The organism is Hallerella sp. (assembly GCF_022776125.1).
Lineage (GTDB): Bacteria > Fibrobacterota > Fibrobacteria > Fibrobacterales > Fibrobacteraceae > Hallerella > Hallerella succinigenes.
The window spans coordinates 1-25,438 of the sequence record NZ_JALFIA010000086.1; the positions used below are offsets into that span (position 1 = coordinate 1).

Below are 25,438 nucleotides of genomic sequence, written 5' to 3' on the forward strand. Positions count from 1 at the left end.
CTGAAGAAGAATTGCTGCAGGCGACACTTGCTTTTGAATTGTGAGGATGAACAATTGCGGGGAAGTATTCTGAATTTAAAACAAGAAACCCTCTCGTTGAAGAGAGGGTTTCTAGCGGGACGGACGAGGCTTGAACTCGCAACCTCCGGCGTGACAGGCCGGTGCTCTAACCAAAATTGAGCTACCACCCCAGAAAATCTTCTGGGCGATAACGGATTCGAACCGCTGACCCGCTGCTTGTAAGGCAGCTGCTCTGAACCAACTGAGCTAATCGCCCCTATTTCTTCTGGCTTTTACCGCCCCAGAGAATTCCGATTGGAATCACAACCAGGTAAGCAAAAATCAAGATCATCGGTGCGACAGTCAGTGATACGGGGTTTTCTGCAGGGCCTTGGGCGAGGCAGATGAATCCGATCACGATCAACAAGGTTCCGATTGCAACTAAAAGAATGTTCTTTTTCATTTCTTTCTTTACCTTGTTTAGCGTTATCACCGCTTGGGTGACCCAAATATATAAAGAACTTTTAGAGGCGTCAAAGGTATTTTGTAGAAAAAATGAAAAAAGTTTAAGAAAGTCTGAAAAAAGAGCGAAAAAAAACTGAATCCAGGGGAAAATAACCTTTTGTACCAACTGTGTCTGCTGTATCGACTGGAATTTGGGAGAAGATATATATATTCAAAAGGAACTTAAACGAAGGAGTCTTATGCTTCCTAAAACGCTTTTCGCTTTGACCGCATTGGCTTTGGCGGCAAATGTTTCGGCCAAGAACGTGATGACGAACGGAGACATGGAATATGGAGATGGCGGCTGGTACCTTTGGAACAATCCCGATGGACCTGCGACAGTCTCTTCAAAGATAGGTGCGCCGGGCATCGGCTTCGAAGGTTCCCAGGGTGCAGTCGTTTCGATCACAGCGAAACCAAAGGATTGGTGGGGACTTCAGCTGCAGCCGCCTAAATTCCTCGCAGATACGGTCTTTTATGAATTGAGCTTTAAGGCGAAAGCCGACAAGGGCGGCTCTATCAATGCTGTTGTGCAGGGCGGTCCTCCGGATTATCGCCAAAAGACTTCTTCTTCGTTTACGCTCACTCCGGAATGGAAAACTTACAAGATGAAGTTCTTGCCGGATCAAAAAGGTTACGGCGTGAACAATGTGGTTTTCCAGCTGGGATATTTGACGGGTAACGTTTACTTGGATGATGTCTCCGTGGAAACGGTCGATGAAAGCTTTGACGTAAACTGGTACAAGAATTCACCGGCGCGTATCGATTCCATTCGCAAGCAGAATCTGACGGCGGACGGATTTACTCCGGGCGATACGGTCCACGTGGCGCTCAAGCGTCATGCGTTCCCATTCGGTACGGCAATTGCCTTCTACGGCAAAATGAATGATAGCCTGGAAACTTGGTACCGGAATACCGCCAATAAGTACTTCTGGTATGCGGTTCCCGAAAACCAGTTCAAGTGGCCGGAATACGAACCGAAAAAGGGAAAAATTCGCCGTGAAGAACTGAAGAAATACTTGGACTTTGCAAAGGCTTACAACTGGGGCTTCCGAGCTCACACGCTCGTTTGGGGCATTCAAAAGTACGACTACGACAAGCATTTCGGCAATCAAGGTTCCTGCAAGGAAATCGCCCAAAAGATTCATGACCGCATTGACCGCGACGTGAAGGAATACAAGGGCAGAATCACCGAGTACGACGTTTGGAACGAACCGATCCACGAAACGTATCTCTTTGACAAGTGCGGCTGGGATCTTCTCGACAGCTCCTTTGTATGGGCGCACCGCGCCGATCCGAGCGCGAAGCTTTACGTGAACGATTATAACGTCGTCGCGATGGGCGAAACGGAACGTTATTACGAACTCATCAAGGGCATGCTCGACCGCAAGGTTCCGGTGATGGGCATCGGTGTGCAGTGTCACTTCAACGGTGGAAAGGTCGTGCCTGCGCTGATCAAGGAACGCCTGGACCGTTTAGCGGAACTCGGCCTTCCGATCAAGGTGACGGAATTCGACATGGGTTCGTATGATCGCGGCTTTGTCTTCTCGGAAGAAGAACGCGCGGAGCAGTATGAAATGTTCCTCCGTTCCGCCTTTAGCCATCCTGCAGTGAAGGGAATTCTCTTCTGGGGCTTCTGGGATAGCCGTCATTGGATTCCGGGCAACGGAGGCTTCATTGCTGCGGACGGAACGGAAAAGCCTGCGGGTAAAAGGGTTTACGACTTGTGGCACAAGGTCTGGACGACGAACGAAACTCTTGTCGCAGACGAAAACGGTGCTGTGCATTTCCGCGGGTATCCGGGCCTTTATGAACTCAAAACAAAAAAAGGCTCCCAGTCAAAGAATCTGGGAACCTTGGAATAAAGCTTCGAACGTTTAAACTTGACGCCCGATTCTTCCCGCTGCAAGTGCCGCAGCGGGATATTTTATACGCGTATGGTACGTCCCGTCGAGGCTCTGCAAGAATGCCTTGGAAAGCTTCGAAAGGTCGCGCAGATTGAGTCCGCTTTCCGAAAGCTGACCTTCGTTTAAGCGGGCGTTGATGGTCGTGTTGACAAGGTCTTCGAGCTTTTCGGCGCTCGGATCCGGCATGGCGCGGCTCGATGCTTCGATTACGTCCGAAATCATGAGAATTGCCGTTTCCTTGGATTGAGGCTTTGGTCCCGGATACGTAAAGTCTTCGACGCGGGTATTTTCCGGATCGAGCTTTTTCGATTCCTGATAGAAGTATTGGACGATGCCTGAACCATGGTGTTCGGCGATGCCGTCGCTGATGACTGCTGGAAGCTTGAATTCCTTGGCGAGTTCAAGGCCTTGTGTTACGTGACCGATGATGATCTTTGCGGAATCACGCGGCGGCAGGTTCTTGTGCGGATTGATGCCTTGCTTCTGGTTTTCGGTGAAGAATTCCGGTCGCATGGTCTTGCCGATGTCGTGGTAAAGCGCCATGGTGCGTACAAGGAGTGCGTTTGCACCGATTTCGTCGGCGACCTTTTCGGCGAGGTTTGCCACCTGGATCGAATGGTGGAAGGTTCCCGGGGAAAGATCCGAAATGCGCTTCAAAGCCGGACGGTTAAAGTCCGAAAGTTCCATGAGCGTCAAGTCCGTTGTAATGCCGAAGATGCGTTCCGAAAGGTGAATGAGAAGCACCGAGGAAATCGCGCTCCAGAAGACGATGTTGATGACGCCCGCGATAAAGGTCGGGTAAATGATTTCCCAGTTAAAGCGGTTGCGCAGCAAAAGTTGAATCGCAAGGGCTCCGGCGAAGGCAAGGAGCGCAAAGAGAATACTCCAAATGAACTGCGAACGGTAACGGATGCTGTTCAAGTTGTGAAGCCCTGCCCAGGAAATTCCAAAGGCGAGCATCGACGTCGAAAGGTCATAGCCCGAAAGAATACCGAGGAACGAGGCAGAGAAGACCGCAAACAGTGTACCGATACGACGGTCATAAAGAACCGTCGCAATCACCGGGGAAAGGATAAACGGATAGAACCAGATGACGTCGATATCCGGGATGGTCGTCGAAGTCTTTTGAATGTATCCTACAAAATGGTGAATCGCCGCAAAAGCGATCAACTGGAGAGCGGCAAGAGCCACGATTGACCACAGCTGACGGTGGTTGCGGAACCGCTTGGCGTTGAAATAGAAGAAGTACAGGAAGAAGAGCGTGATGATGACCGCGATAAAGATCATCTGGCCGTAGACCGCCGTGAAGTGGCGAGATCCTTCTTCTTTCTGCAGCGCGTTCTGCAAGGCTTCCAAACGTTCAAGGACGTCTTTGGTCACGATCGAGCCTTGGGAAATCAGTTCCATGCCACGGGGAACCATACCCTTGGAAGCGTTCACTTGGGCTTCGGCGGCGACGCGGCGATGTTCCGTTTCTTTCTTCAAGTAAAAGACGTTCGGCAGGGTGAACACGTATAGGGCTTCATAGAACGCGCTCTGCAAACCTTGGTTTTTGAAGTACTGCTGCAGGTCGGTAAAGGCTTCGTCGATAGCGCGTTCGCGAGGCTGGATGCGGCTCGCGTCGAGCTTGCGTTCTTCGTTGTCGCGCACAAAAGAAACTTCCGTTTTGGAATACGGAATGAAGTTCACATCCTGAACGTTATACGTGTCACGGAAGAGCTGGACGCTCGTGTTGTTCGTGGCGAGGAGCGTGTTCGAAACACCGTTGTCGAGCATGCGGTTGAAAACGCTTTCGAGGGAATCTCGGGCGCGTTTGCTCGAAGAGAGCTGTTGCACGGCGGTGTTCGAAAGGCGCTTGGTGAGCACGTGGAAAGCTTGAGAAGCTTGCTGCACCTTCAGTTGCAGGGACGAGTCCGCAGCGTCAGCGGAGCCCTCGGAAATTTCTGCCTGCAAAGCGCCATAGCGGGCGACTTTGGTGAGGTAGGACTTCAAGTCGTTTGCAATGCGGACCGTTTCGTCGTGGTTGAATTCGAAGACCGCATAAACCTTGTCGGCAGCTCGCGCCTTTTCGTTTGCAATTTCTTGCGCGGACTTGGGAACTTCAAAAGAAATCGGCGCAACGATTGTGCGGGCGCTGATCTGCCCCAAGTGCGGAACTTCGGATTTTTGGGCAAGGTCCTTGTCCGGGAACAAAACGATTCCCAGGGCAACTATAATGGCCCATCCGATGATCAGGTGAAGTTTGAGAGACTTCTTGTTCACTTTTTGCCTCCATGTTCGTAGGCTTTCACGATTTCACGAACCAGCGGATGACGGAGAACGTCGGTCTGCGGGAACGCGATGTGTGCGATGCCTTGGATCTTTGACAGCAAGCGGATTGCATGTGCAAAGCCGGAAACCTGACGCGGACCGAGGTCGATCTGTGAAGAGTCTCCGGTAATAATCGCTTTGGAATGTTGGCCGAGTCGCGTGAGGAACATCTGCATCTGCGGAATGGTCGTGTTCTGCGCTTCGTCCAAAATGATAAAGGCGTGTTTGAGCGTGCGTCCGCGCATATAGGCGAGGGGCGCGACTTCGATCAGACCGTCTTCTTGGTACTTGCGGAGTTTTTCCTGCGGCAAAAGCTCCGCAAGGCTGTCCTGGATTGGACGCAGGTACGGGGCGATTTTTTCCTTTAAGTCGCCCGGAAGGTAACCGAGGGATTCTCCTGCTTCGACGGCCGGACGCACAAGGCATATCCGTTCTGCTTCATGGCGCTCCAGGCTTGCGACCGCAATCGCGACAGCGAGGAAGGTTTTACCCGTACCGGCAGGACCGTCGGCAAAAATGATGTCGTTTGAGTCACAGGCTTTGACGAGCTCCGCCTGCGAAGCGGTCTTGGGAACAACCGGAAGTCCGAGCTTGTTCCTGAGAATCGGCGTGTCGGGAATGAATGGCTTGGAGACGCTTTTCTTTGGACAAGAATGTTTGGACGTGTCGTCTGCCAAGCGGGAAAGGAAGCCCTTGGAAAGGAATGTGCCGCTTTTTGCGGCGAGCTTCACCTGGTCGAGCAGGGAGAGAGCTCCCTGGATATCGGCTTTTTTGCCCTTGGCTTCGATGCGCAGTCCGGGAAGCCTTGAGTGAATAATAACGGAAAAACGGTCTTCCACCATGCGGAAGACCGTTTCATTTTCACCCGCGATGATCCGTTTCAAATCATCGGAAAGAGGATAACGTACTTCAGAATCCATCAATTACTGAGCGTCGGCAGCTTCTTCCGTGGCAGTTTCTTCCGTCTGAGTCTGTGTGGAAATACCAAGCTGAGTCTTGGCTTCGAAAATCTGACGACGGAGTTCGTGGTTTTCTTCCGTAACCTTCACAGCAGCATCCTGGGTCTTCTTGAGTTCGTCTTCGTCGACCTTCTGAGCCTTTGTGGAACCGCCTTCCGATTCTTCGGAAGATTCACCTGCGTCGTAGGATTCGCTACCACCCTGGTGAGAGCCAGCGCAAGCGGCGAGAGAAATAGCGCAAAGAGAAGCGAGGGCGAGTTTCCAAATTTTAGATAAAGACATGATAAACTCCATGCATAAATGATGTTAACCGAAATATATATAGAAAAATGGATTATTTTGGACTGAAGTTGTTAAAAAAATTAGATTTTAAGGCATGAATTGCTATTCACAGGTCTTTATCGAGCCTGTCGGCGATGTGCCGTCGACCGAAGTCTATCATTCCCGCCGAGAGGCACTTCTCCAAAAATTGGACACAATCGGCCTTTTTTGCGGAATTGAACGGAATCCGGGCACTGAAGAAGTCTACGTTGAAATTTGGAATAAAATGGTGCAGGAACCTAGTTTTCTGTTCCTTACGGGATTGAATCAGGCGGGGTGCAAACTGTTACTGGATCCTCATGGCGATGCGGATCATCGGGAAGTGCTTTTTTTGCCGAAAAAAAACGAAAAAGAGGAATTTTGGACCGGTCTGAAGGTGACCTATTCGGAGGATTCCCTTGCCGAAGTCCAGAAATTGACAGGCTTTAAGACGATTCTTCCAGAAGACGATTTCTGGAAATACTTGAATGCCCAGGTCCAAAAGCAGGATTTGAAAACGCTAGAAGTCTTTTACCTGGAATTCCTCTGCGAACTATCGACTAAGTCGGTGTCGGATGATCACAATGCGAAATTTGCCGAGGAAGTGAAAAAGCGCTTTGCGGGACGCCTGGAAGTCAAAAGCCTTGCCGACAAACACTTTGATTTACGCGTTGTTCTGGATTACGCCCGCATCGCGGATTCTCGCCGGGCTCAAGTCTGGACGAACAACGCTTTCTGCGATTTTTTGAAAAATTTGAAGAATTTTAGAACGGAACGGGAAGCGCAGCTGTTTCTCGATTACAAAATGCAGGTTCAGAGCGACGGGGATCTCGCGTTCCCGACGATCATGGCGAACGGCAAGAATGCCTGCTGCCTGCACTATGTAAAGAACGACGAACCGCTGCAACCGGGAAATCTTTTACTGATGGATTTTGGCGTTCGCGCGGGAACGCAGCACAGTGATATCTCGCGCACGGTCCCGGTGAACGGTAAGTTCAATTCGTTGCAGAAAATTCTTTATTCAATCGTTCTCGATGCCCAAAAATTTCACCAGAAGAATGTGAAACCGGGCGTCAAGCTCGCCGATTTGAATCCGATGGTCTGGAATTTTATTTGGGACGCTTTACAGGAACGCTTTGTTTCGAAGGGCGGCAAGTTCAAACTGCTTTATGATAGACGTCCGCATGGGGTAAGCCATCTGATCGGGGAGCAAATCCATGAAGGGGATCCGTTCCGCTGCTACATGCAGAAGCCCTTGAAGCCGGGAATGCTCCTTTCTAACGAACCGGGGCTTTACGGCTATTTTGAAATCGATTTGGACGGCATCCATTACGCGGAAGACGTGGGCATTCGAATCGAAAACGATTTGCTCGTGACGGAAGACGGCTGTGAGGATATTTCGGCTGAAATCCCGCGTGAAATAGAGGATCTGGAAATACTTTTGGGCTAAAAAGCTATTTTTTAGGGAAAACTTGATTTTTTTGAAAAGGTTTGGACATGAGAAAATTTTTTGCGATTGCCCTGTTTGCTGTTTTAAGTTCGTCCGCGTATGCGATGATGAATGAATATGGCGTGATATCGAAAACATTCCAGGTGGATTTGAACGCTTACGGTGTTTTTTACCGTTCCGTTTTCCACGATGATAACGATGCCGATCTTTCGGATGACGCAGAAGAATCCCAGTTGAATCTGATGCCGACGATTCGCGTGAGTCCTGCCCGAGGCATCGAATTCAGCTTTTCTTATCCGATTCGCGATGACGGCATGAAGAGCGTGACGGGAGTCTGGGGTCCGATTCTCGGCTTTAAGTACGGTTCACCCTCTTCGGCGGGCTTTATCGATTTCGTATTCCCGGCGGGTTCGAAAAAGCTTCTAGGCAACGGTGAAAAACCTTCCCCTGCGTTGATCTTTGGCGGTTCGAACTTTTACGGAGATTGGAAGTCTTTCGGCGTGCGTCTGCACAGCTGGTACTTTTGGGACTTTAACGATCGTTCGTCCGATGAATTATACGTGTTGATCCGCCCGGAATTCAACTTTGGAACAATCCGTGTGGGTCTTGGATTCCCGTTTGAGTTCCTTTATGGAAGTGATGGAGGTTTTATTTCGAACACTCCGGGCAATGTCCGTACGCAGGGTTACTCGGGTAAAGATGAATTCGGCTATACGATGTCGGTGGGCATTGAGCCGAAGGTGACTGTGAATTTGGGACTGATCGAGGTGGAACCGTACTTCCATATTCCGATTTGGGAATATACGAATGATGCGGCGAATTTGTATTACGGATACACTTTGGGTTGCGCAGCGCACCTGAAGTTCTAATCCGATTCTAACCATTTCAGCGAAAGCGCAACAAAACATCAAAGGTTGACTAAATATGTGGAAAATCAAAGGAGCTTGGCCTTTATTCCTTTCCATCTTCTTGACAAATTTTGCAGTCATGGGGCATTTCGTCTTTACGCAGAAGGTGATTGCGACCCATTATGAAGGCTCGCAACTTTTGTTCTGGAGCGTTCTTTTCCAATTGTTCTTCCTGTTGCCGTTCGTCTTTATGGTGGTGCCGGCGAGCTTCTTTTCGAACCGTTTTTCGAAGAGTCGCGTGATCGCTTGGACATCGATCGTGATGACCGCATCCTTGATTGCGACTGGCGTCTTTTATACGCTGAAGTTCTACAATCTCGCCATTTTCTTTACTCTTTTGACCGCATCCGCTTTTGCGGTTCATAGCCCTGCGAAGTACGGTGTGCTGAAGGAAATGTTCGGGACAAAGCTCCTCGGCTATTCGAATGCTTTCCTCCAGATCTTTACGGTGGCAGCCCTTGTGCTTGCGGCTCTTCTCGTTCCGGGCCTTGATTCTTTGGATTCTACGTTCAATTCCGCGCCGTCTGTGAAGCTGTTCCTGCGCAAGGCGGTGGCTTGGCCTTGGGTCTTTATGGCGGTGAGCCTCGTTTCGAGTGTGCTTGCGTTCTTTATCCCGAAGGTCGGTCGAGAATACGCTTCGGTTCGCCGTTCTTCGGTGGTGAACAATGTCGTCCATACGTGGAAGCTTCCGACTGTGCGTGCGTGCATTGTGGGAATCTCGATTTTCTGGGCGGGCACGCAGATCTTTGTGATGCTCTTTCAGCAGAATTCGAACTGGAGCGATACGATAGTCCTTTTCAAGAACGGACTTTTCTTTGCGGTTCTCGGTTTGCTGCTTGGATCCTTGATCGTGGCACGCGCTTCCAAGGACTTCATTGAAACGGGTCTAGTGCCGATGGGCGCCTTGGGCTCTTCGATCTGTTTTTTGCTCGTTCCGTTTCTGCACTCCCAGTTTCTGGTTACGGTTATCTTCTTCTTGATCGGCTTTTTCAGTTCGATGTTCCTTGTGACGTTGAACGCCTTGTTGCAGTACAATACGGTTCCGACGAATTCCGGTCGAATCCTTGCCGTTTCGAACTTGATCCAGATCGTAATCCTCGGTCTTTTCCTCGGCGGTGAAGCTCTGATTATCCACTATACGGGGAAGTGGTTCCCGGATCAACGCCATGCGATTTTCCCGATTCTTTTCTTTACGCTCGCGGTGATGTCGCTTATTGGCTTTGCTTATTCGCTCAAGCATTTGCCGCAGGCCCTGCTCCGTTCGCTCTTGCGCACGTTCTTTAGCTCGTACCGTTTGAAGGTTCTGGGCATTAACAATATTCCGACCGACGGTCCGGTTCTGCTTTTGGGAAATCACTTTAGCTTTATCGACTGGGCTGTTTTGCAGATGGCGACCCCGCGTCCGCTTCGAATTGCCAGTAACAAGGACCATTATGAAAAGTGGACTTTGCGCTGGGTCTTGAAGCGCATGGGCGTTATCCGTATTCATAAGAACAATGAAGCGGAAGCCTTGAAGCAGATTCATGATGCTTTGAAAAATGGCGATGCCGTTGTGCTTTTCCCGGAAGGGGAAGTGGCGAAGACTCCGTTTGTCGGTCCGTTCCGCTTTGACTATGCCGAAGCAATCAAGGATACGGATGCGGTGATAGTGCCGTTCTATATCCAGGGGCTGTGGGGTAGCCGTTTTGCCTATGCGGCTTCGGCAGATGCACAGTCTCTTGCGGCAAAGCTCACTCGCATTATTACGGTTTCGTTTGGCGCTCCGGTACCGAAGGATACCGAACCGAATAAGATTCGAAACATTGTCCGTGAAATCTCGATCGACGCCTGGTGCTCTTCCTTGCGCGCTTATAAGCCGATTGCGGAATCTTGGCTTGTCGCCTGTAAGAAGGTGACAGGCTCCGGTCCGTCGATTTACAGCCCGGACGGCGCACATCTTTCCGGTTATAAGCTCCTTTGCGCGACCCTTGCCTTTAGCCGAGTCTTCAAGAAGATGCTCAATGGCCAGAAGCATGTGGGGATTATGCTTCCTCCTTCGGGCGGTGGCATTATTGCGAACCTTGCCGGCTGGGTGACTGGTAAGGTAAATGTGAACTTGAATTACACGTCTGCGCCAGATATCGTTTTGAAGTGCATGGAACGCGCCGATGTGAAAACGGTGATTACGAGCCGTGTCTTTTTGCAGCGTTTGAAGCAGAAGGGAACCGACTATACTGTTCTTGCGGATAAGTGCAACCTGGTTTACGCCGAAGACGTGATGAAGAGCATTCCGAAATGGAAAATGATCTTCCACATGCTCATGGGCGTGATCCTTCCGATTCCGCTCATCAAGTTCTTCTACTTCAAGAAGAATGTGAAGCTGAACGATACCGCCGTGGTGCTTTTTAGCTCGGGAACAGAAGGCGTTCCTAAGGGGGTGGAACTGACGCATTACAATATGATCGGTAACTGCGCCCAGCTTTCTTGCATTTTCAACCCGACGAAGAATGACGTGATGCTTGCGGAACTTCCGCTTTTCCACTCGTTTGGACTTACGGTGAACGTGCTCCTCTGCTTGATCGAGGGGACTCCGATGGTGGTGGTCGCAGACCCGACGGACGTGAAGACGATGGCGCGTGTCTGTGCGGAATTCCATGTGACGGCATTTGTGGGTACGCCGACGTTCCTCCGCGCCTTTACCGTGAACCGCTGGGTGCACCCGATGTGCTTCAAGTATCTGCGATTGATCATTGCGGGGGCAGAAAAGCTTCGCCCGGAAATCAGCACGGCCTTCCGACTCAAGTTCGGCAAGGAAATCTTTGAAGGCTACGGCTGTACGGAAACGGCTCCGGTCGCTTCGGTGAACTTTGAAAACATCCTTTTGAATGACTACCTAACGATGCAGGTGAACAATAAGCCCGGTTCTGTCGGCATGCCGCTTCCGGGAACGCTCTACAAGATTGTCGATCCGGAAACGAACGTGGAACTTCCGACCGGTGAAGATGGCATGATTCTCATCGGTGGATGTCAGGTGATGAAGGGATACCTGAAGGATTCTTCGCACACGAAGGATGCGATCATTGAACTCGACGGTCGTCGTTGGTACCGTACCGGCGATAAGGGCCACTTGGACGAAGACGGCTTCCTTACGATTGTGGACCGTTACAGTCGCTTTGCAAAGCTCGGCGGTGAAATGATTTCGCTCGGCGCTGTGGAAATTCGCATCAACGATACGAAAATTCTCGAAGGGGGAGACTACATGGTGACATCCATTCCGGACAGCGCAAAGGGTGAATGCCTCGTGCTTCTGTATACGGGTGTCGAAATGGAACCGTCGGATGTGCTCCGAGCCCTTCGCAAGTCGGGAATTCCACCTTTGATGGTTCCGGGGCTCGCGTTCAAGGTACCCGCGATTCCGAAGCTCGGTACGGGCAAAGCGGATTTCAAGGCGTCCAAGAAAATTGCACTGGAACTAGCTCAACAATAAGTTCTTAAATTTGATTCACTTCTCAAGGAATCTATGAAGATTAAAGGCCTTTTCCCTTATTTAGTTTCGGTTCTTGCCTCATCCTTTATCCAGATGGGGCTTTTTCTGTTTTTTGAACAATGGATCAAATATTCGGTCGTGAAGGATTCTGCGGAAAGCGTCGTTTACAGTGCCGTTTTGCAGGCGATGTTCTATGTGCCGTATCTGTTGTTCTTCCCGTTAGCGGGCTTTTTGGCGGACCGATTCGGAAAGGGAAAGGTGATTGCCTGGTCTTCCTTGGGATTTGTCGCAGGTTCAATCGTAATCGGTGTCCTTTGGACGGTGGGGCTTCCCCAGATAGCGATCTGGTTTGTGATGCTCGTTTCGACATCCTTTGCCTTGGGAAGTCCGGCGAAATACGGTCTTGTGAAGGAAATGTTCGGTAATCAGCGGCTTGCGACGGGTGTCGCTCATATGTTCAATATGATGATTGCGGGTGCTTTTGTTTCTGCGGTCGGTGTGATTAGCCTTTATAAAGAAACGGCGACGCTCCTTGGCGTGGATTACCTGCTTTGGATCTTTGTCGGTGTGGCGGTGCTTTCGGAAGTCGCGGCCTTCTTTATTCCGAAGACGGCCAAGGATAGTGAATCTTTGCAGTTCCGTTCTCCGGCGCGCATTTTCCATGCGACGTGGTACATTAGCCTTTCGCGTGTGATCATCATCGGCTTGGCGGTGTTTTGGGGTCTTGCACAGGTGTTCGTTTTGCTCTCGTCGAGCCTTTCGGGAGAAGGATTCCTTTCGGTTATTCGCAATGGTCTTGTGTTCTCGGCCGTCGGCATGATGTTTGGCGGTTATCTGGCGTCCCGTTCTTCGCATCAGTTTATCGAAGTCGGCTTGATTCCGGTTTCGGTCCTCGGTTGCGGCGTGTGCGCTTTCCTTGTTCCGTTTGTGGATAATCCGGTGCTCGTTCGCATTTTGTATGCGTTCCTCGGTCTTTTCTTCGGTGCGCTTGGCACGGTTTTGAATTCGCTTTTGCTGCTCTATTCAAGACCGGCGTCTTCAGGTCGAATTGTGGCTGTTTCGAACATGGTGACGATGCTCTTTCTCGTGTTCGTGGTGGCATCGGAAGTCTTGCTGCTCAAGTACACGTCAATCGACAAGGAAACGTTCCTTTTCTTCTTCTCGCTTTTTTTGCTTGCCGCATTTGTGTGGGCGTTTATCCGGTTCCCGCAGTCGCTCATCCGTACGTTGTTCCGCGCCTATTATGTGTTCCGTTATGATTTGAAGATCATCGGTAACGAAAACATTCCTCTCGAAGGCCCGGTGCTTTTGCTCGGCAATCATACGAGCTATATCGACTGGGTGCTTTTGCAGATGGCGAGCCCGAGGTCGCTCCGTATGGCGGTGAATGAAGATAAGCTGGAACACGGTTATTCCCGCTGGATTTTGAAACTTCTCGGCGCGATCCGCATTAACCGTCGCAATACGGAACCCGCGATGGCGCAGATTCGCAAAGCCCTTTTGCAGGGCGAAGCCGTCGTGATTTTCCCGGAAGGTGAAATTGCAAAATCCTGCAATATCGGACGCTTCTCGATGGACTATTCCTCGGCCATCAAGGATACGAGTGCAAAGCTCATTCCTTTCTACATCCAGGGCGTTTGGGGTGGCAAGAGAAGCTATGCTGATGAAAATGTCAACTTCGGTGAAAAGCTGACGAGTATCGTTTCTATCGCTTTTGGCGAGGAAATCCCGGCGGAAACGGAAACCGCGAAGCTCCGCAATATTCTGCGCGAACTTTCGATGGTCGCCTGGTCCAAGTCGCTTTCTTACTATCCGACGATTGTTCCGTTCTGGCTGCAGGCGATGAAACGTCGAGTCCGTCACCGTGTGGCGGTTTACAGTCCGCTCGGCAACCATTTGACGGGTTACGGCTCGATTCAACAGGCTCTTGTTTATGCGCATATCTTAAAGAAGATCACTCGCAAGGAAGAACGCGTTGGATTTATGCTTCCGCCGTCTCCGGAAGGCGTCTCCATGATGCTTGGTATTTGGACTTCGGGCAAGACCAGTGTGCATCTGAACTTTACGTCGGGCGTTGAATCGGTCCTCAAGTGCATTGAACGTTCTGAAATCAATACGGTCTTTACCAGCTGGGCTCTGTTGAATAAACTGCAGAACCGCGGCCAGGATTACTTTAAGCTCGGCACGGTCTGCAAGCTCATTTGCGTGGAAGATTTGGATAAAATGGTAAATCCATTCTACCGCTTCATCGCTCTTGCTTCGGCGATCGTTTTGCCGACGCGCCTCATTGAACTTCTGTATGTGAAGTCGGCAAAACCGGACGATACCGCGGTGATTCTCTTCAGCTCGGGCTCCGAAGGAACGCCGAAGGGTGTGATGCTTTCGCACCGTAACCTCGTTTCGAATACCCAGCAGACGAACGCGATCCTTTGTATCCATCCGAACGATGTGATGCTTGCGGAACTTCCGATTTTCCATTCCTTCGGTTTGACCGTGACGGTGCTTTTGCCTCTCTTTGAAGGCATTCCGATGGTGACTTGCTCGGAGCCGACCGATGTGAAGACGATGGCGCGTGTCTGCGCCGAATTCCGCGTTACGATCCTCGTCGGCACCCCGACCTTCCTCCGTGCCGTGGGTATTAATCGCTGGGTGCACCCGATGTGCTTCAAGCATTTGAGATTTGTGCTTTCGGGTGCAGAAAAGCTCCGTCCCGAAATCCGAGATCTGTTTGCCCGCAAGTTCAAAAAGGAAATTTACGAAGGCTACGGTTGCACGGAAACAGCTCCGGTCGCTACGTACAATTCCGAAGACGTGCTTCTCGATGACTATCTCACCATGGATCCGCGTACGAATTTGAATTCCGTGGGCATGGCGATTCCGGGCGTCGGGGTCAAGATTATCGATCCGATTACGGACAAAGAATTGCCGCAGGGTGAACAGGGGATGATTCTTATCGGTGGCTGCCAGGTCATGAAGGGATACCTGAAGGATCCGGAACGCACCAAGAGCGTCATCCTGGAAATCAACGGTCATCGCTGGTACAAGACGGGCGACAAGGGTTATCTCGACAAGGATGGCTTTGTCATTATCGTGGACCGTTACAGCCGCTTTGCAAAGCTCGGTGGGGAAATGATTTCCCTCGGCGCTGTCGAAGCAAAGATCAATGATTCGGGCGTGATTGCCGGCATGGACTTTATCATCGTCGCGATTCCGGATGAAGTCAAGGGCGAAAAGATTGTCCTCTTGTTTGAAGGCAAAAAGGATGCGGATGAAGTACTCCGTGAAATTCGCAAGTCGGGAATCCCTCCAATGATGATTCCGGGTGAAGCCTTCAAGGTGGATGCTGTTCCGAAGCTCGGTTCGGGCAAGGCGGACTTCTCTACAGCGAAGAAGGTCGCATTGGAATTGAGCAAAGCGGCAAAGGCAAAGTAGCGGGGAAATGATGATTTACGAGGAAGGACGTGTTGTTGACGAGGGATTCTCGAAGTCCCGTACGATTCGATTCCTCGGATTGAATTTCCTGTTGCTCGCGGCGGTCTTTATCGTCCTTGGCTTTGTTTTGGATTATGCGCATGGCTATGCTTCGCATATCGTGGATCTGGCTCTTGCGCGTTACAGCAGCTTCACGGGACAGATTGCGCTCAGCAGCTTCTCGGAAGATCGTCAGTTGATGTCCGTAGTCCAGTCGGTCAAGAAGGAACTTTTGCCGCTGATCGCTACGGCAAAGCCTTTCGCTTTCTCAATCAGCGTTTTGACGGCCCTTCTTGGGAGCGCTTGCGAAGTGTTTCCGAATTATGTGGCGAAGGCCCTTTTGAAACTTCACGTTTTGAAACCGGCGAATGGCGATTTGCATGAACTGCCGGAATCTTTCCGCAGAAGACTGAAAATCCTCTCGATGGCCGCCGGCGCTGTTGCAGTTGTCGCCGTTGCCATCGGACTCGTTTTGCATTTTACCGATCCGAATCGCGATACTCCGGCAAAGGTCCAGGAACTGGAGCGGGAAGCGGCGAGGTTCTATTCTTTGCAAAAAGCTTATTTCCAAAAGAACAAGGCGATTGGAACTTGGGCGCAGATCGGTTACGAAGCCCTGAAATCGGAAAATTTTATCTTCGAGAAAAAAGGAAAGTATTCTTGGCGCGCCAAGAACATTCAGGCATGGGAAGAATGCCCGGAAGCGAGCTCATGGAGAATTTCGTTTGAAGTCATCGGATTCTTTTCCAAGGAATTGAAAACTTACGTCGCGCGTCCGGACATCGAAGCCTGTGAAGCGCTGACGCCTGAATTTAGAAAGAACGTTGTGAAGTAATGCGCACGGACTGTTGCCAGTCATCCATTATCAGAGAATTGGAAGAGAAATTCTACGGCAGAATAAATGTCCTGCTGTAGCGGATACGTTCGAAGTTCATGGATTGTGCATGGATGATTTCAGTTGGTTTCGCACGGCTTCCAAAAATTCAATGTATTCCTTGCTCTGGTAATCTCTGTACGTCCACGGGAATGCGTGAAAGTGTCCATCTTGGAAGTAGAGAGTCGGTTCCACGTAAATGCCGTCTCGAATGTACACGCGCTGACGTTGGTCCTTGGTCGTCGCCAAAAAGAACTGTCCAAGCGTGATGTAGCCAGGGTCGAGGTTCACCGGGCGCAGTCCTTCGGTTCCGTGCTCCTTGGCAAATTCGAGTTCTAGATGGTTCGTGGCAAGCTTGATATCTACAATCGATTCGCGGTCGATCAGAGTCTTATAGGTGACAAAGGCGCGCACGGGGGATTTGCCGATTTCGTCCTTGTAGTAGTTCGTGAAACGGAACGGGAATGCGGTCAGGACCTCGAGTTCTTCGCCGTAGAGCTTGCAGAGACGCGGGCGGATTTCATCGATCAGTGCCGCGTCTTTTGCCAAAAATCCCATGACGAGTCTCGCCGGGAGAGGCTTTTTCGCAATACCCATAAGAACCTCTAAAAGAAAGAATCTCCAACGATCTTTTACGGACTAAAAAATACTAATTTGAAAGCATGCAGCAATATCTTGATTTACTCCGCGACATTATGGAAAATGGGGTGGACCGTTCTGACCGAACTGGGACAGGGACGCGTTCCGTTTTTGGCCGGCAGGCTCGTTATGATCTTTCAAAAGGTTTCCCATGCTTGACGACAAAAAAACTCCATCTGCGGAGCATTATTCATGAATTGCTCTGGTTTTTGAAGGGCGATACGAACATCCAGTATCTTCACGACAACAAGGTGACGATCTGGGATGAATGGGCCGATGAAAACGGCGATCTCGGTCCGGTATACGGTCACCAGTGGAGAAGCTGGCCCACACCGGAAGGCGGTCACATTGACCAGATCCAGAACCTTCTGGACAGTCTCAAGAATAATCCGGATTCCCGCCGTCATCTTGTTTGCGCATGGAATGTGGCAGAAGTCGACAAAATGGCTTTGCCGCCATGCCATTGCCTATTCCAGTTCTACGTGGGTGGCGTCGGCGCAAGCGGCAAGCGAAAGCTCAGCTGCCAGCTGTATCAGCGTAGCGCGGACATGTTCCTCGGCGTGCCCTTCAACATCGCTTCTTACTCGCTTTTGACGTTGATGCTCGCCCAGGTCCTTGATTACGAACCGGCGGAATTTGTGCACACGTTCGGCGATTTGCACCTGTACTGCAATCACTTTGACCAGGCGAAGGAGCAGCTTTCCCGCACACCGCGAGCGCTGCCGACGATGAAGTTGAATCCGGATGTCAAGAACCTGTTCGACTTCAAGTTCGAAGATTTCTCCTTGGAAAACTATGACCCGTGGCCGACTATCAAGGCTCCGATTGCAGTATGATGAAAATTTCGGTAATTGTTGCAGTTTCGGACAACGGCGTGATTGGTAAGGATGGCCATTTGCCGTGGCATCTTTCCCAGGACCTCAAGCGTTTTAAGGCGATTACGACGGGACATCACGTTTTGCTAGGTCGCAAGAACTATGAAGATATCGGACGCCCTCTGCCGAACCGCGTCAATCTGGTGCTTTCACGGAATGAGAACTTTGAAGCTCCGGGCTGTATCGTCGTGCGCGACATGGAACAGGCTTTGAAGATTGCGGAACAGAGCGGGGAAGAAGAACTCTTTATCATCGGCGGTGCCAGCGTTTATGAAAGAGCCATGCCGAAGTCGACAAAGCTTTACCTGACAAAAGTCCATGCCGAAATCGATGGCGACGTCAAAATGCCGACTCTTGGAGAAGGCTGGAAGCTTTTGAGCGAGGAGCATATCGGAAAGTCCGAAAAGGACGATTACGAAACGACCTTCCAAGTTTTGGAACGTTCGCTCTAGCATTCCCAAATTCAACGGTGTACAAGAAAGGCTCGCTTTGCAACGGGCCTTTTTTCAGATACCCGGAGGGTTCAATTTTTCTGATCTTGTACGAATTGCACCGCTTCGGCAAGGTGCTTAAAGCGGAGGATGTCGATTTTTGCCGATTTCGAAATCTTGGCGGATGCAGGCAGGATGATATGCTCAAAGCCAAGACGCTGCGCTTCTTTGACGCGTAGGTCCGTTTGGCTGACGGAGCGGATTTCTCCCGAAAGCCCGAGTTCGCCGATGACAATCGTATGCGGCGGCAGGGAAATTCCCAAATGGTTGCAGACGATCGCGAGGGCGATAGCGAGGTCCGTTCCCGTATCGGCAATTTTTAAGCCCCCGGCGATGCTTGCGAAAACGTCGGAGTTTCCGATGGGGACGCCTCCGAACTTGTCGAGCAACGCGAGGATAATCGTTAAACGCTTTTGGTCGATGCCTGCAGCGACACGCTGGGCGACCGCATAATTCGTCTGGTTCACCAGGGCCTGCGTTTCAAAGAGCATCGCACGGGAACCTTCAATCGTGCAGCTGACGACGCTACCCGGGGAATTCATGTTCGTCGCGTCGAGAAAAATCTTGCTCGGATTTGAAACGCTCACAAGTCCGCCGGATGTCATTTCGAAGACGCCGATTTCATCGGTGGCTCCGAAACGGTTCTTGATTGTGCGCAGAATGCGGTACTGCCCATTGCGATCGCCTTCAAAATAGGCGACTGTATCGACCATGTGTTCGAGGATTCGCGGACCGGCGATCTGACCGTCCTTTGTCACGTGCCCAATCAAGATCGTGATACAGCCCGAATTCTTGGCAAAGACCATCAGCGAAAGGGTGCTTTCGCGAAGCTGTGAAACGCTTCCAGGAGTCCCTGGCAAATCGGCGTTGTAGACCGTTTGAATGGAGTCGATGACAAGAACTTCTGGTTGGATCGCTTTCGCTTTTTCAAGGATCTTGTCGAGGTTCGTTTCACAAAGCAGAAGGAGGTCGCTGCCCGAAACGCTGAGTCTTTCACTGCGCAACTTGACTTGCACAGCGCTCTCTTCGCCGCTGACATACAAGGCTTTGACGCCTGCGCTTGCCATGGTGGCAAGCGTCTGCAGCACGAGCGTCGATTTTCCGATACCCGGATCGCCTCCGATTAAAACGAGGGAACCTGGAGCAAAGCCTCCGCCGAGCGTTCTGTCAAATTCGGGACTTGCGGAACTTAACCTTTTTGCGGCTGTCGTTTCGATGTCGGCGAGCTTTCGCGGAACGCCGGAAAGTCCGTCGGTGTCGAGACTGTTATGGCCGAGCCCTCGGCGGGTCGCCTTGCTTTCGACGGGACGTTCGACAAGGCTAGACCATGCGCCGCAATGCGGACATTTGCCAGCCCATTTGGAAGTGACTTCGCCACATTCCTTGCAAAAAAATTCGGTATCGTTCTTAGCCATGCTTTAAAAATAAAAAACTGCCACTTGAGAAAGTGACAGTTTTTGACAAATTTGATTGGAGCTTTATTCGATGCCTGCAGCTTCTTCGGCAGACTTCTTACGGCGCTTCTTTTTCTTCTTCGGCTGATCGCTTGCGGTTTCGGACTTGACTTCCACAGCCTTTTCGCCGAGCTTCGTGAAGCCGTACTTACGCGGTTCGAAGCCGTCCGGGAACTTGGTCTTTGCATCGTAAATTACCTTCTTGGCGGTGAACTTTTCGATGTGAGCGTGGGTGAGGTCTGCACCGGAGAAGTCGACGTTTTCCATCTTGGTGTCAGCGTCGATCTTTACGTTCTGCATGTTTGCGTTGAGGAAGGTGACGTTGTCGAGCTTGGCACCGGAGAAGTTTGCACCGGTCAAGTTGGCAAGGTCATAGCTCGTACGGCTGATTGTCGAGTTCGAGAAGTTGGCCTTGGTGAGGTCCGCGTTATCGAAGATGTTCTTGAAGATGTAGGTGCCGTCGAAGATTGCCTTCTGCATGATGGCACCGCGGAAAATGCTCTTGCTTGCTTCGCCATCGAAGAAGGACGCCTTGTTCATCTTAGCCTTTTCGAAAGAGCTCTTGGTGACGACGCCCTTATCGAAAACCACGCCAGAAAGATCCTGGCCGTTGAATTCCATGTTCTTCAGGTTAGACTGGGCGAAGGAAGCCTTTTGGAGCTGAGTCTTGGAAAGATCGACGTCGTTGAAGTCGGTCAAGGAAAGGTCTGCGCTCTGGAGGTTCACATTGATGAACTTGGTACCGGAGAAGTCAGCCTTGGAAAGACCCGCCTTGGTGAAGTTCACATCGCGGAGTTCCACGCCGCTGAAGTCTGCGTTGATCAGGTTGCAAGCCGTAAAGTCCGTCTTGACGATCGTTGCGTCATCGAGTTTGGCGGCACCCATCAAGGAGCGGGAGAAGTTCGTGTTCGTCAAATTGGCATCGCTGAAGTCGGCCATAGTCAAGTCGACATCGATGAAGGATGCGTTCTTGAGGTTTGCATCGCTAAAGTCTGCCTGGTCGGAAACCTTCATAGCGTCCAGACGGGCGTTTTCGAGGTTTGCCTTCGGGAAGCGGGAATCCAGAAGGGTTGCACGGTAGAGGTTTGCGCCCTTCAAGTTGGCTTCCTTAAAATCGGAGCCACGCAGGTCCGCGCCGGAAATGATTGCGCCTTCCAGATTGGCTTCGCGGAAGTCCGGGTTGTTCATCACGGAGTTCTGGAACTTTACGCCACGGAGATCGGAACCGCGGAAGTTGACAGGTTCATGCGTTGCGTTGGAACCGGTAAAGTCCGTCACATTCTTGACTGCCTTCGCATTTTCAAAGTTGAATCCATCGATGTTTTTGCTGCGGAAAGAAACGTTGATATCCTTGCCGCTCCAGTCGGTCTGCTGGGCAAATGCGCCAGCGGTCATGGATGCGAGCAACAAGACACCGAACTTGGATGTCAAATTGAGGTGCATATTCATTCTGTATATCCCTTTGTAAGAGTCCAATCAAAATTTATGTTGCACCTAAAATAAATTAAAAAACACACTTTGGATAAAAAAAAGATAAGATGTTTCTATAAAAAAGCTATTTTGCAGGTTATGACATGCTATTTGAAGGAAAATTATGACGTAATCATCTGTGGCGCAGGCCCAGCCGGGCTTTATGCTGCAAATTGCCTTCAAAAAGCCTCCGCTGGCAAGCTTTCGGTGCTTCTCGTCGACAAAAAATCCCCGTGGAAGGAACCTGTCGCCTGTGCGGAAGCGGTTTCCCGTAAGATTTTCTCCCGCTATTGGACTCCAAAAGAGGAATGGATCCGTCAGCATTTGAACGGCGTCTATTTTACGGCGCCCGATATGACGCGTGTGGAATATTTCCAAAAAGATTGCGGTTTGATTTTGAACCGAGCCGCTTTTCATCACGAAATGGCAGATAAGGCGGCGGAACTAGGCGTTGAATGCCATTTTGAAAATAGGGTCTCTGCCCTTGCCCCGGCTGAAAACGGCCTCTGGGCGGTGACGGTCTGCTCGGGAGAGACGGAATCCGTCTTGAAAACGAAGGTCGTGATCGATGCGACGGGTCCCGGTGCAAAGATTTCTCGTCGTGTTCCGGGCCTTGATGCGCTCGAAACGGGGGATTTTGACCAGGAATCGGCCATTTTTGCAATTGCGAAAGGCGTTCCGCACAGCACGCGGCATATTGAACTCCTTTTTGGTCAGCGTTTCTTTGAAGGCGGTTACGGCTGGGTGTTCCCGCGTGACGGCGAAACGGTCAATGTGGGCCTTGTCGGCGGCCGTGATTTCTTGAAAACGCATCCGCCACGTGCGACTCTCGAAAAATTTATCCAGGAAGCTTATCCGGATGCGAAAATTCTCGCTTTCCACGGCGGTGCGATTCCCTGTGGCCAGTCGGAACATCCGATTGCGGCGAACGGCGTCTTTAAGGCGGGGGACTCGGCGAGTACCGTGAACCCGATCAGCCGGTCGGGCATTGTCGAAGCGATGAAGAGTGGAAAGATTGCTGCGGAATGCGCCTTGGAATGGCTTTCCGCGACTTCGGAAGAAGAACGCCGCGAAATAGAAAAGTCTGCCTACGACCGCTGGATGAAGATCCAGGGAAAGACGCATTTAAATTATTCCCGCGGAAAAAGCGGTTTTGCAAGGATCTCGGATGCGCAGTTCAACAAGGCGGCTCACCGCCTCGCTTCGATTCCTGTGGAAAAGCGCTCGATCTTCCGCATCTTCTGGGCGGTGCTCGCCTCTTCGCCGAGCATTCTCTGGAAGCTGAAATCGTTCTTTATTTAACAGGTTATTGTTCCGTGAAAAGCATTCTAGAAGTTGAAGAAGAAATTCGCGCGACATTTGCCGCATTCACTTCGTCCGACGATAAATGGGCTTATCTCTTGAAAATCGCCCGTGAACATCCGGGGATGGATGATCGTTTGAAAGCCGAAAAGTTCCTGGTGAAGGGGTGCGCTTCGCGCATGTTCCTTGTACCGGAATTCAAGGATGGAATTTTACACTTGCACATGGACACGGAAGTCGGGGAAGCGAACCCGTTGATCAGCCGTGGCCTGGGCGCTCTCGCTCTCAAAATCTATGACGGTCGCACTCCGGAAGAAATCCTTTCCGCGGATCCGGCATTCTTTCAGAATATCGGTCTGCAGCAGGGGCTTTCGCCGACGCGCGCAAACGGTTTTGCGAGCCTCTTGAAACAAATCTACCTGTATGCCAAGGTCTATAGCGCTTTGGCGACACGTGCAAAGGAATAGGAGGGATTATGCTGAGCTTTATCAATATCATGGGCGGAAAAAATCCGCTGGACGATCCGGAAGATGAAGAATCCACCGAAGGCGGCGAAGGCAAGAAGAAAGTCGAAGTCAAAGGCTTCATGAGCTGGTCGGACGCTCTTGTTCTGCTCCTCATTATCGGCGGTATCATCGGTGGTTATAAGTATTACCAATACACGAAGAAAAAAAGCGCAGAAACGTTTGCCCGTTGCGCCCTGCTCTTTGACGGTGGGGATTTTGCCGTGGCGAAGGACTGCTATGAATCGACATGGGAACTGAGCTATGCTCCTGCCGACCTCGACAGTATTCGTGTGGTGCGTCTCGGTGCAATCGAAGACATGAAGGTTTCCCAGGAATATGTGCTCGAAACAACGCGCACCGCTTTGCAGGGAAACGATACCGTTGCCGCAATCAAGGCGATGAAGAGCTTTCAGGGGCCGATCCTTTTGAATGAGGACGACGCCGAAGAATGGAAGTCCTTGCAGACGGCTTTTGCTTCTGCCATGCAGGATTCCGTGGCGAATACGGTTAAGGATTCGACGGCTGCGAAGTAGACGTTTCGACGAAGATATTTCTCGAATCATCTTCGAGAATGGAAAGCGTGAGGCGGTGGGTGATGCCCACCGTTTCGTCGTCTAGGCGTTCCGGCCATTCGATGAGCGTGACGCCGTCGCGTGTCATATAGTAATCCACGCCGATTTCGCCGAGGTCCGCATGGGGCGAAAGGCGGTAGAGGTCCAAATGGAAAAGGGGCATTCCGTTTGGATTCGGGTATTCGTGGACGATCGTGTAAGTCGGGGAATTGACCTGACCTTGGAATCCAAGGCCCTTGCAGATGCCACGGCTAATGACCGTTTTACCTGCACCGAGCGTTCCGTAAAGCGCAAGGACAGAACCCTTGGGAAGGGTCTTTGCAAAGTCTTCTGCCCACTTCAAGGTTTCTGCTTCGGAGTGGGTCTGGACTTCTAATGCTTTGACGAATTCGGTCATAGGTTGTCCTTGTACTGCTGGTAGCAGAAACTGCGGACGAGTTCAAAGTGGTTGTCGAGATGCCAGATGCCGATGTCTGGGTGCTTGACGCCGTTGAAGAACGTCGTCTTGACCATGGTGTAGTGGATCATATCGAAGAAGACGATCTTGTCGCCTACCTGGAGCGGTTCGTCGAAACTGTAGTCTCCGACGATATCACCGGCGAGGCAAGTGTTTCCGCCCAGGCGGTATTCGTACTTCTTTTCGCCGGGCATGCCGGAGCCGAGGATCATCGGGCGGTAAGGCATTTCAAGGCAGTCCGGCATGTGAGCGCTCACGGAAACGTTCAGAATGGCGATGTCCTTTTCGTTGCGGACAATGTCTTCGACGGTGGCGACGAGTTCGCCCGTTTGCCAGCCCACGGCTTCGCCCGGTTCAAGAATGATCTGAACGCCCGGGTAGCGGCTGTGGAAGCCTTTCAAGATGGAAATCAGACGGTCGACTTCGTAATCGGCGCGGGTAATATGATGGCCACCGCCAAAGTTTACCCACTTCATCTTCGGAATGAATTCGCCGAAGCGTTCTTCAAAGTTCTTGAGGACCGCTTCGAGAGCGTCCGCGTTCTGTTCGCAAAGGGCGTGGAAGTGCAAGCCTTCGATGCCTTCGAGCTGGTCTTCGCGGAATTCCTTGCGGGTGACGCCCAAACGGGAATACTTGCCGCAGGGGTTGTAAATGTCGGTGTCGACGGTTGAAAATTCCGGATTGATGCGGATGCCCGGGCTTACTTTAGCGGCGAGGGACTTCTTTTTGAAGCGCTGCCACTGGCTAAAACTGTTGAATGTAATGTGGTTTGCGATGGTCAGGATTTCGTTGATTTCGTCGTCGCTGTAGGTGGGTGCAAAAACGTGCACTTCCTTATTCATCTCTTCGCGTGCAAGAATTGCTTCATTTAAACTTGACGCGGTCGCCCCTGCAAGATATTTTCCAATAAGAGGAAACGTGCTCCACATGCTGTAGCCTTTCAAGGCACAGATGATCTTGACATCCGCTTCGTCCTGTACACGCTTGAGGATTTCAAGGTTACGGATTAAGCGGCTTTCTTCGAGAACGTAACAAGGACTAGGAACTTGAGAATAATCAATCATGATTCAAATTTACTTTTTACTAGATTTCTCTCCAAGAGAGGTTTTCTTTTGAATCGAATTTGCTGTACCCTTCTTGCTATTCTAGGCTCGTCCTGCTTGGTTTTTGCACAAACGCCTTCGCCTATGGTGCTTACGTCGTCTTCGGGAATAGGCGCTTCTTCGTCATCTGCAAGCTTAATCCGTGGAACAGAGGATTTGGGCAAGGCTATCGAGGCGAAGATGGATTCCATCAGCCGTGCACTCGAAGCGGACTCGAAGGAAAATTCCGACAGTCTCGCCAAGGCAAAGGCAGACAGCGTCCGCTCCGCTCTCAAGGCCGGAAACTATGTGGGCCGTGCCCAGTATGACAAGAGCAACTTTGACTCTTGGAAGATCGATACGGTTTACCAGAAGTCGATGAAGGAAAAGGTTTCTGGAGATTGGCGCACGCCGATTCTTTCGCACGGTCACGCTTTCCGC

21 protein-coding genes and 2 tRNA genes are annotated in these 25,438 nt (G+C 51.1%); 12 read left to right on the forward strand and 11 right to left on the reverse strand.

Going from position 1 to position 25,438, the window contains the following annotated elements; translation table 11 throughout:
* Nucleotides 1–115 precede the first annotated feature (115 nt).
* From MR847_RS10260 to MR847_RS10270, 3 genes are all read right to left on the reverse strand, one after another.
* A tRNA-Asp gene (locus MR847_RS10260) sits at nt 116–191 on the reverse strand.
* An 11-nt stretch (nt 192–202) separates the two neighbouring features.
* Nucleotides 203–277, reverse strand: a tRNA-Val gene (locus tag MR847_RS10265).
* On the reverse strand, nt 278–463 hold the full coding sequence (locus tag MR847_RS10270) for a hypothetical protein (RefSeq protein ID WP_146139400.1): 186 nt from the start codon (nt 461–463) through the stop codon (nt 278–280).
* A 241-nt stretch (nt 464–704) separates the two neighbouring features.
* On the opposite strand from MR847_RS10270, the gene MR847_RS10275 reads away from it, so the two are divergent.
* Nucleotides 705–2,369 (forward strand): endo-1,4-beta-xylanase, encoded by a 1,665-nt coding sequence (locus MR847_RS10275; protein ID WP_106518943.1) that lies wholly within the window; start codon nt 705–707, stop codon nt 2,367–2,369.
* Between the two features lie 12 nt (nt 2,370–2,381).
* Here MR847_RS10275 and MR847_RS10280 read toward each other — a convergent pair whose 3' ends face one another.
* Genes MR847_RS10280 through MR847_RS10290 form a run of 3 tightly spaced genes read right to left on the reverse strand, consistent with a single transcriptional unit; the run spans nt 2,382 to nt 5,962 of the window.
* On the reverse strand, nt 2,382–4,673 hold the full coding sequence (locus tag MR847_RS10280) for an HD family phosphohydrolase (RefSeq protein ID WP_100424535.1): 2,292 nt from the start codon (nt 4,671–4,673) through the stop codon (nt 2,382–2,384).
* The gene (locus MR847_RS10285) at nt 4,670–5,641 is read right to left on the reverse strand and encodes a PhoH family protein (RefSeq protein WP_287723691.1); all 972 of its coding nucleotides are present in this window, start codon (nt 5,639–5,641) and stop codon (nt 4,670–4,672) included. Before MR847_RS10285 ends, MR847_RS10280 begins: the two co-directional genes overlap by 4 nt.
* A 3-nt stretch (nt 5,642–5,644) precedes the next feature.
* A complete protein-coding gene (locus MR847_RS10290) occupies nt 5,645–5,962 on the reverse strand; it encodes a hypothetical protein (protein ID WP_100424533.1) in 318 nt (105 codons plus the stop codon).
* 94 nt (nt 5,963–6,056) lie between these two features.
* Here MR847_RS10290 and MR847_RS10295 point away from each other — a divergent pair, with 94 nt between their 5' ends.
* The 5 genes from MR847_RS10295 to MR847_RS10315 are packed head-to-tail and all read left to right on the forward strand — an operon-like array spanning nt 6,057 to nt 16,110.
* A complete protein-coding gene (locus MR847_RS10295) occupies nt 6,057–7,430 on the forward strand; it encodes an aminopeptidase P family protein (protein WP_287723692.1) in 1,374 nt (457 codons plus the stop codon).
* 47 nt (nt 7,431–7,477) lie between these two features.
* On the forward strand, nt 7,478–8,299 hold the full coding sequence (locus tag MR847_RS10300; RefSeq protein ID WP_100424531.1) for a hypothetical protein: 822 nt from the start codon (nt 7,478–7,480) through the stop codon (nt 8,297–8,299).
* A gap of 55 nt (nt 8,300–8,354) precedes the next feature.
* Nucleotides 8,355–11,804: an MFS transporter gene (locus tag MR847_RS10305; protein ID WP_106518938.1), complete on the forward strand. Its 3,450-nt coding sequence runs from the start codon at nt 8,355–8,357 to the stop codon at nt 11,802–11,804.
* Between the two features lie 33 nt (nt 11,805–11,837).
* Nucleotides 11,838–15,236 (forward strand): MFS transporter, encoded by a 3,399-nt coding sequence (locus MR847_RS10310; protein ID WP_287723693.1) that lies wholly within the window; start codon nt 11,838–11,840, stop codon nt 15,234–15,236.
* A gap of 7 nt (nt 15,237–15,243) precedes the next feature.
* A complete protein-coding gene (locus MR847_RS10315; RefSeq protein ID WP_287723694.1) occupies nt 15,244–16,110 on the forward strand; it encodes a hypothetical protein in 867 nt (288 codons plus the stop codon).
* Between the two features lie 96 nt (nt 16,111–16,206).
* Here the strand turns inward: MR847_RS10315 and MR847_RS10320 are convergent, their stop codons facing one another.
* A complete protein-coding gene (locus MR847_RS10320) occupies nt 16,207–16,746 on the reverse strand; it encodes a DUF4416 family protein (RefSeq protein WP_100424527.1) in 540 nt (179 codons plus the stop codon).
* Nucleotides 16,747–16,811: 65 nt separating this feature from the next.
* Between MR847_RS10320 and MR847_RS10325 the strand changes: the two genes are divergently transcribed.
* Nucleotides 16,812–17,624: a thymidylate synthase gene (locus tag MR847_RS10325; protein WP_100424526.1), complete on the forward strand. Its 813-nt coding sequence runs from the start codon at nt 16,812–16,814 to the stop codon at nt 17,622–17,624.
* The gene (locus MR847_RS10330) at nt 17,621–18,115 is read left to right on the forward strand and encodes a dihydrofolate reductase (protein WP_277000326.1); all 495 of its coding nucleotides are present in this window, start codon (nt 17,621–17,623) and stop codon (nt 18,113–18,115) included. Before MR847_RS10325 ends, MR847_RS10330 begins: the two co-directional genes overlap by 4 nt.
* A gap of 71 nt (nt 18,116–18,186) precedes the next feature.
* Here the strand turns inward: MR847_RS10330 and radA are convergent, their stop codons facing one another.
* On the reverse strand, nt 18,187–19,569 hold the full coding sequence (gene radA / locus MR847_RS10335; RefSeq protein WP_100424525.1) for a DNA repair protein RadA: 1,383 nt from the start codon (nt 19,567–19,569) through the stop codon (nt 18,187–18,189).
* Between the two features lie 63 nt (nt 19,570–19,632).
* Nucleotides 19,633–21,057 carry a pentapeptide repeat-containing protein gene (locus MR847_RS10340; protein ID WP_241899404.1) on the reverse strand — a complete coding sequence of 475 codons (1,425 nt, stop codon included), beginning with the start codon at nt 21,055–21,057 and terminating at the stop codon, nt 19,633–19,635.
* 120 nt (nt 21,058–21,177) lie between these two features.
* Between MR847_RS10340 and MR847_RS10345 the strand changes: the two genes are divergently transcribed.
* From MR847_RS10345 to MR847_RS10355, 3 genes are read left to right on the forward strand one after another with little or no spacing between them, the layout of a single operon-like run.
* A complete protein-coding gene (locus tag MR847_RS10345; RefSeq protein ID WP_100424524.1) occupies nt 21,178–22,380 on the forward strand; it encodes an NAD(P)/FAD-dependent oxidoreductase in 1,203 nt (400 codons plus the stop codon).
* 14 nt (nt 22,381–22,394) lie between these two features.
* Nucleotides 22,395–22,847, forward strand: coding sequence for a SufE family protein (locus MR847_RS10350; RefSeq protein ID WP_100424523.1), 453 nt, complete (start codon nt 22,395–22,397; stop codon nt 22,845–22,847).
* 8 nt (nt 22,848–22,855) lie between these two features.
* Nucleotides 22,856–23,419 (forward strand): hypothetical protein, encoded by a 564-nt coding sequence (locus MR847_RS10355; protein ID WP_287723695.1) that lies wholly within the window; start codon nt 22,856–22,858, stop codon nt 23,417–23,419.
* Here the strand turns inward: MR847_RS10355 and tsaE are convergent.
* Both tsaE and nspC read right to left on the reverse strand, forming a co-directional pair.
* Nucleotides 23,394–23,855, reverse strand: a complete 462-nt coding sequence (gene tsaE, locus MR847_RS10360) for a tRNA (adenosine(37)-N6)-threonylcarbamoyltransferase complex ATPase subunit type 1 TsaE (protein WP_100424521.1) — start codon at nt 23,853–23,855, stop codon at nt 23,394–23,396. The two genes, MR847_RS10355 and tsaE, sit on opposite strands and share 26 nt — an antisense overlap.
* Nucleotides 23,852–24,979, reverse strand: a complete 1,128-nt coding sequence (gene nspC / locus MR847_RS10365; RefSeq protein WP_100424520.1) for a carboxynorspermidine decarboxylase — start codon at nt 24,977–24,979, stop codon at nt 23,852–23,854. Before nspC ends, tsaE begins: the two co-directional genes overlap by 4 nt.
* 123 nt (nt 24,980–25,102) lie before the next feature.
* On the opposite strand from nspC, the gene MR847_RS10370 reads away from it, so the two are divergent.
* Nucleotides 25,103–25,438, forward strand: a 336-nt coding sequence (locus MR847_RS10370; RefSeq protein WP_287723696.1) for a hypothetical protein, incomplete at its 3' end; no start/stop codon positions are given.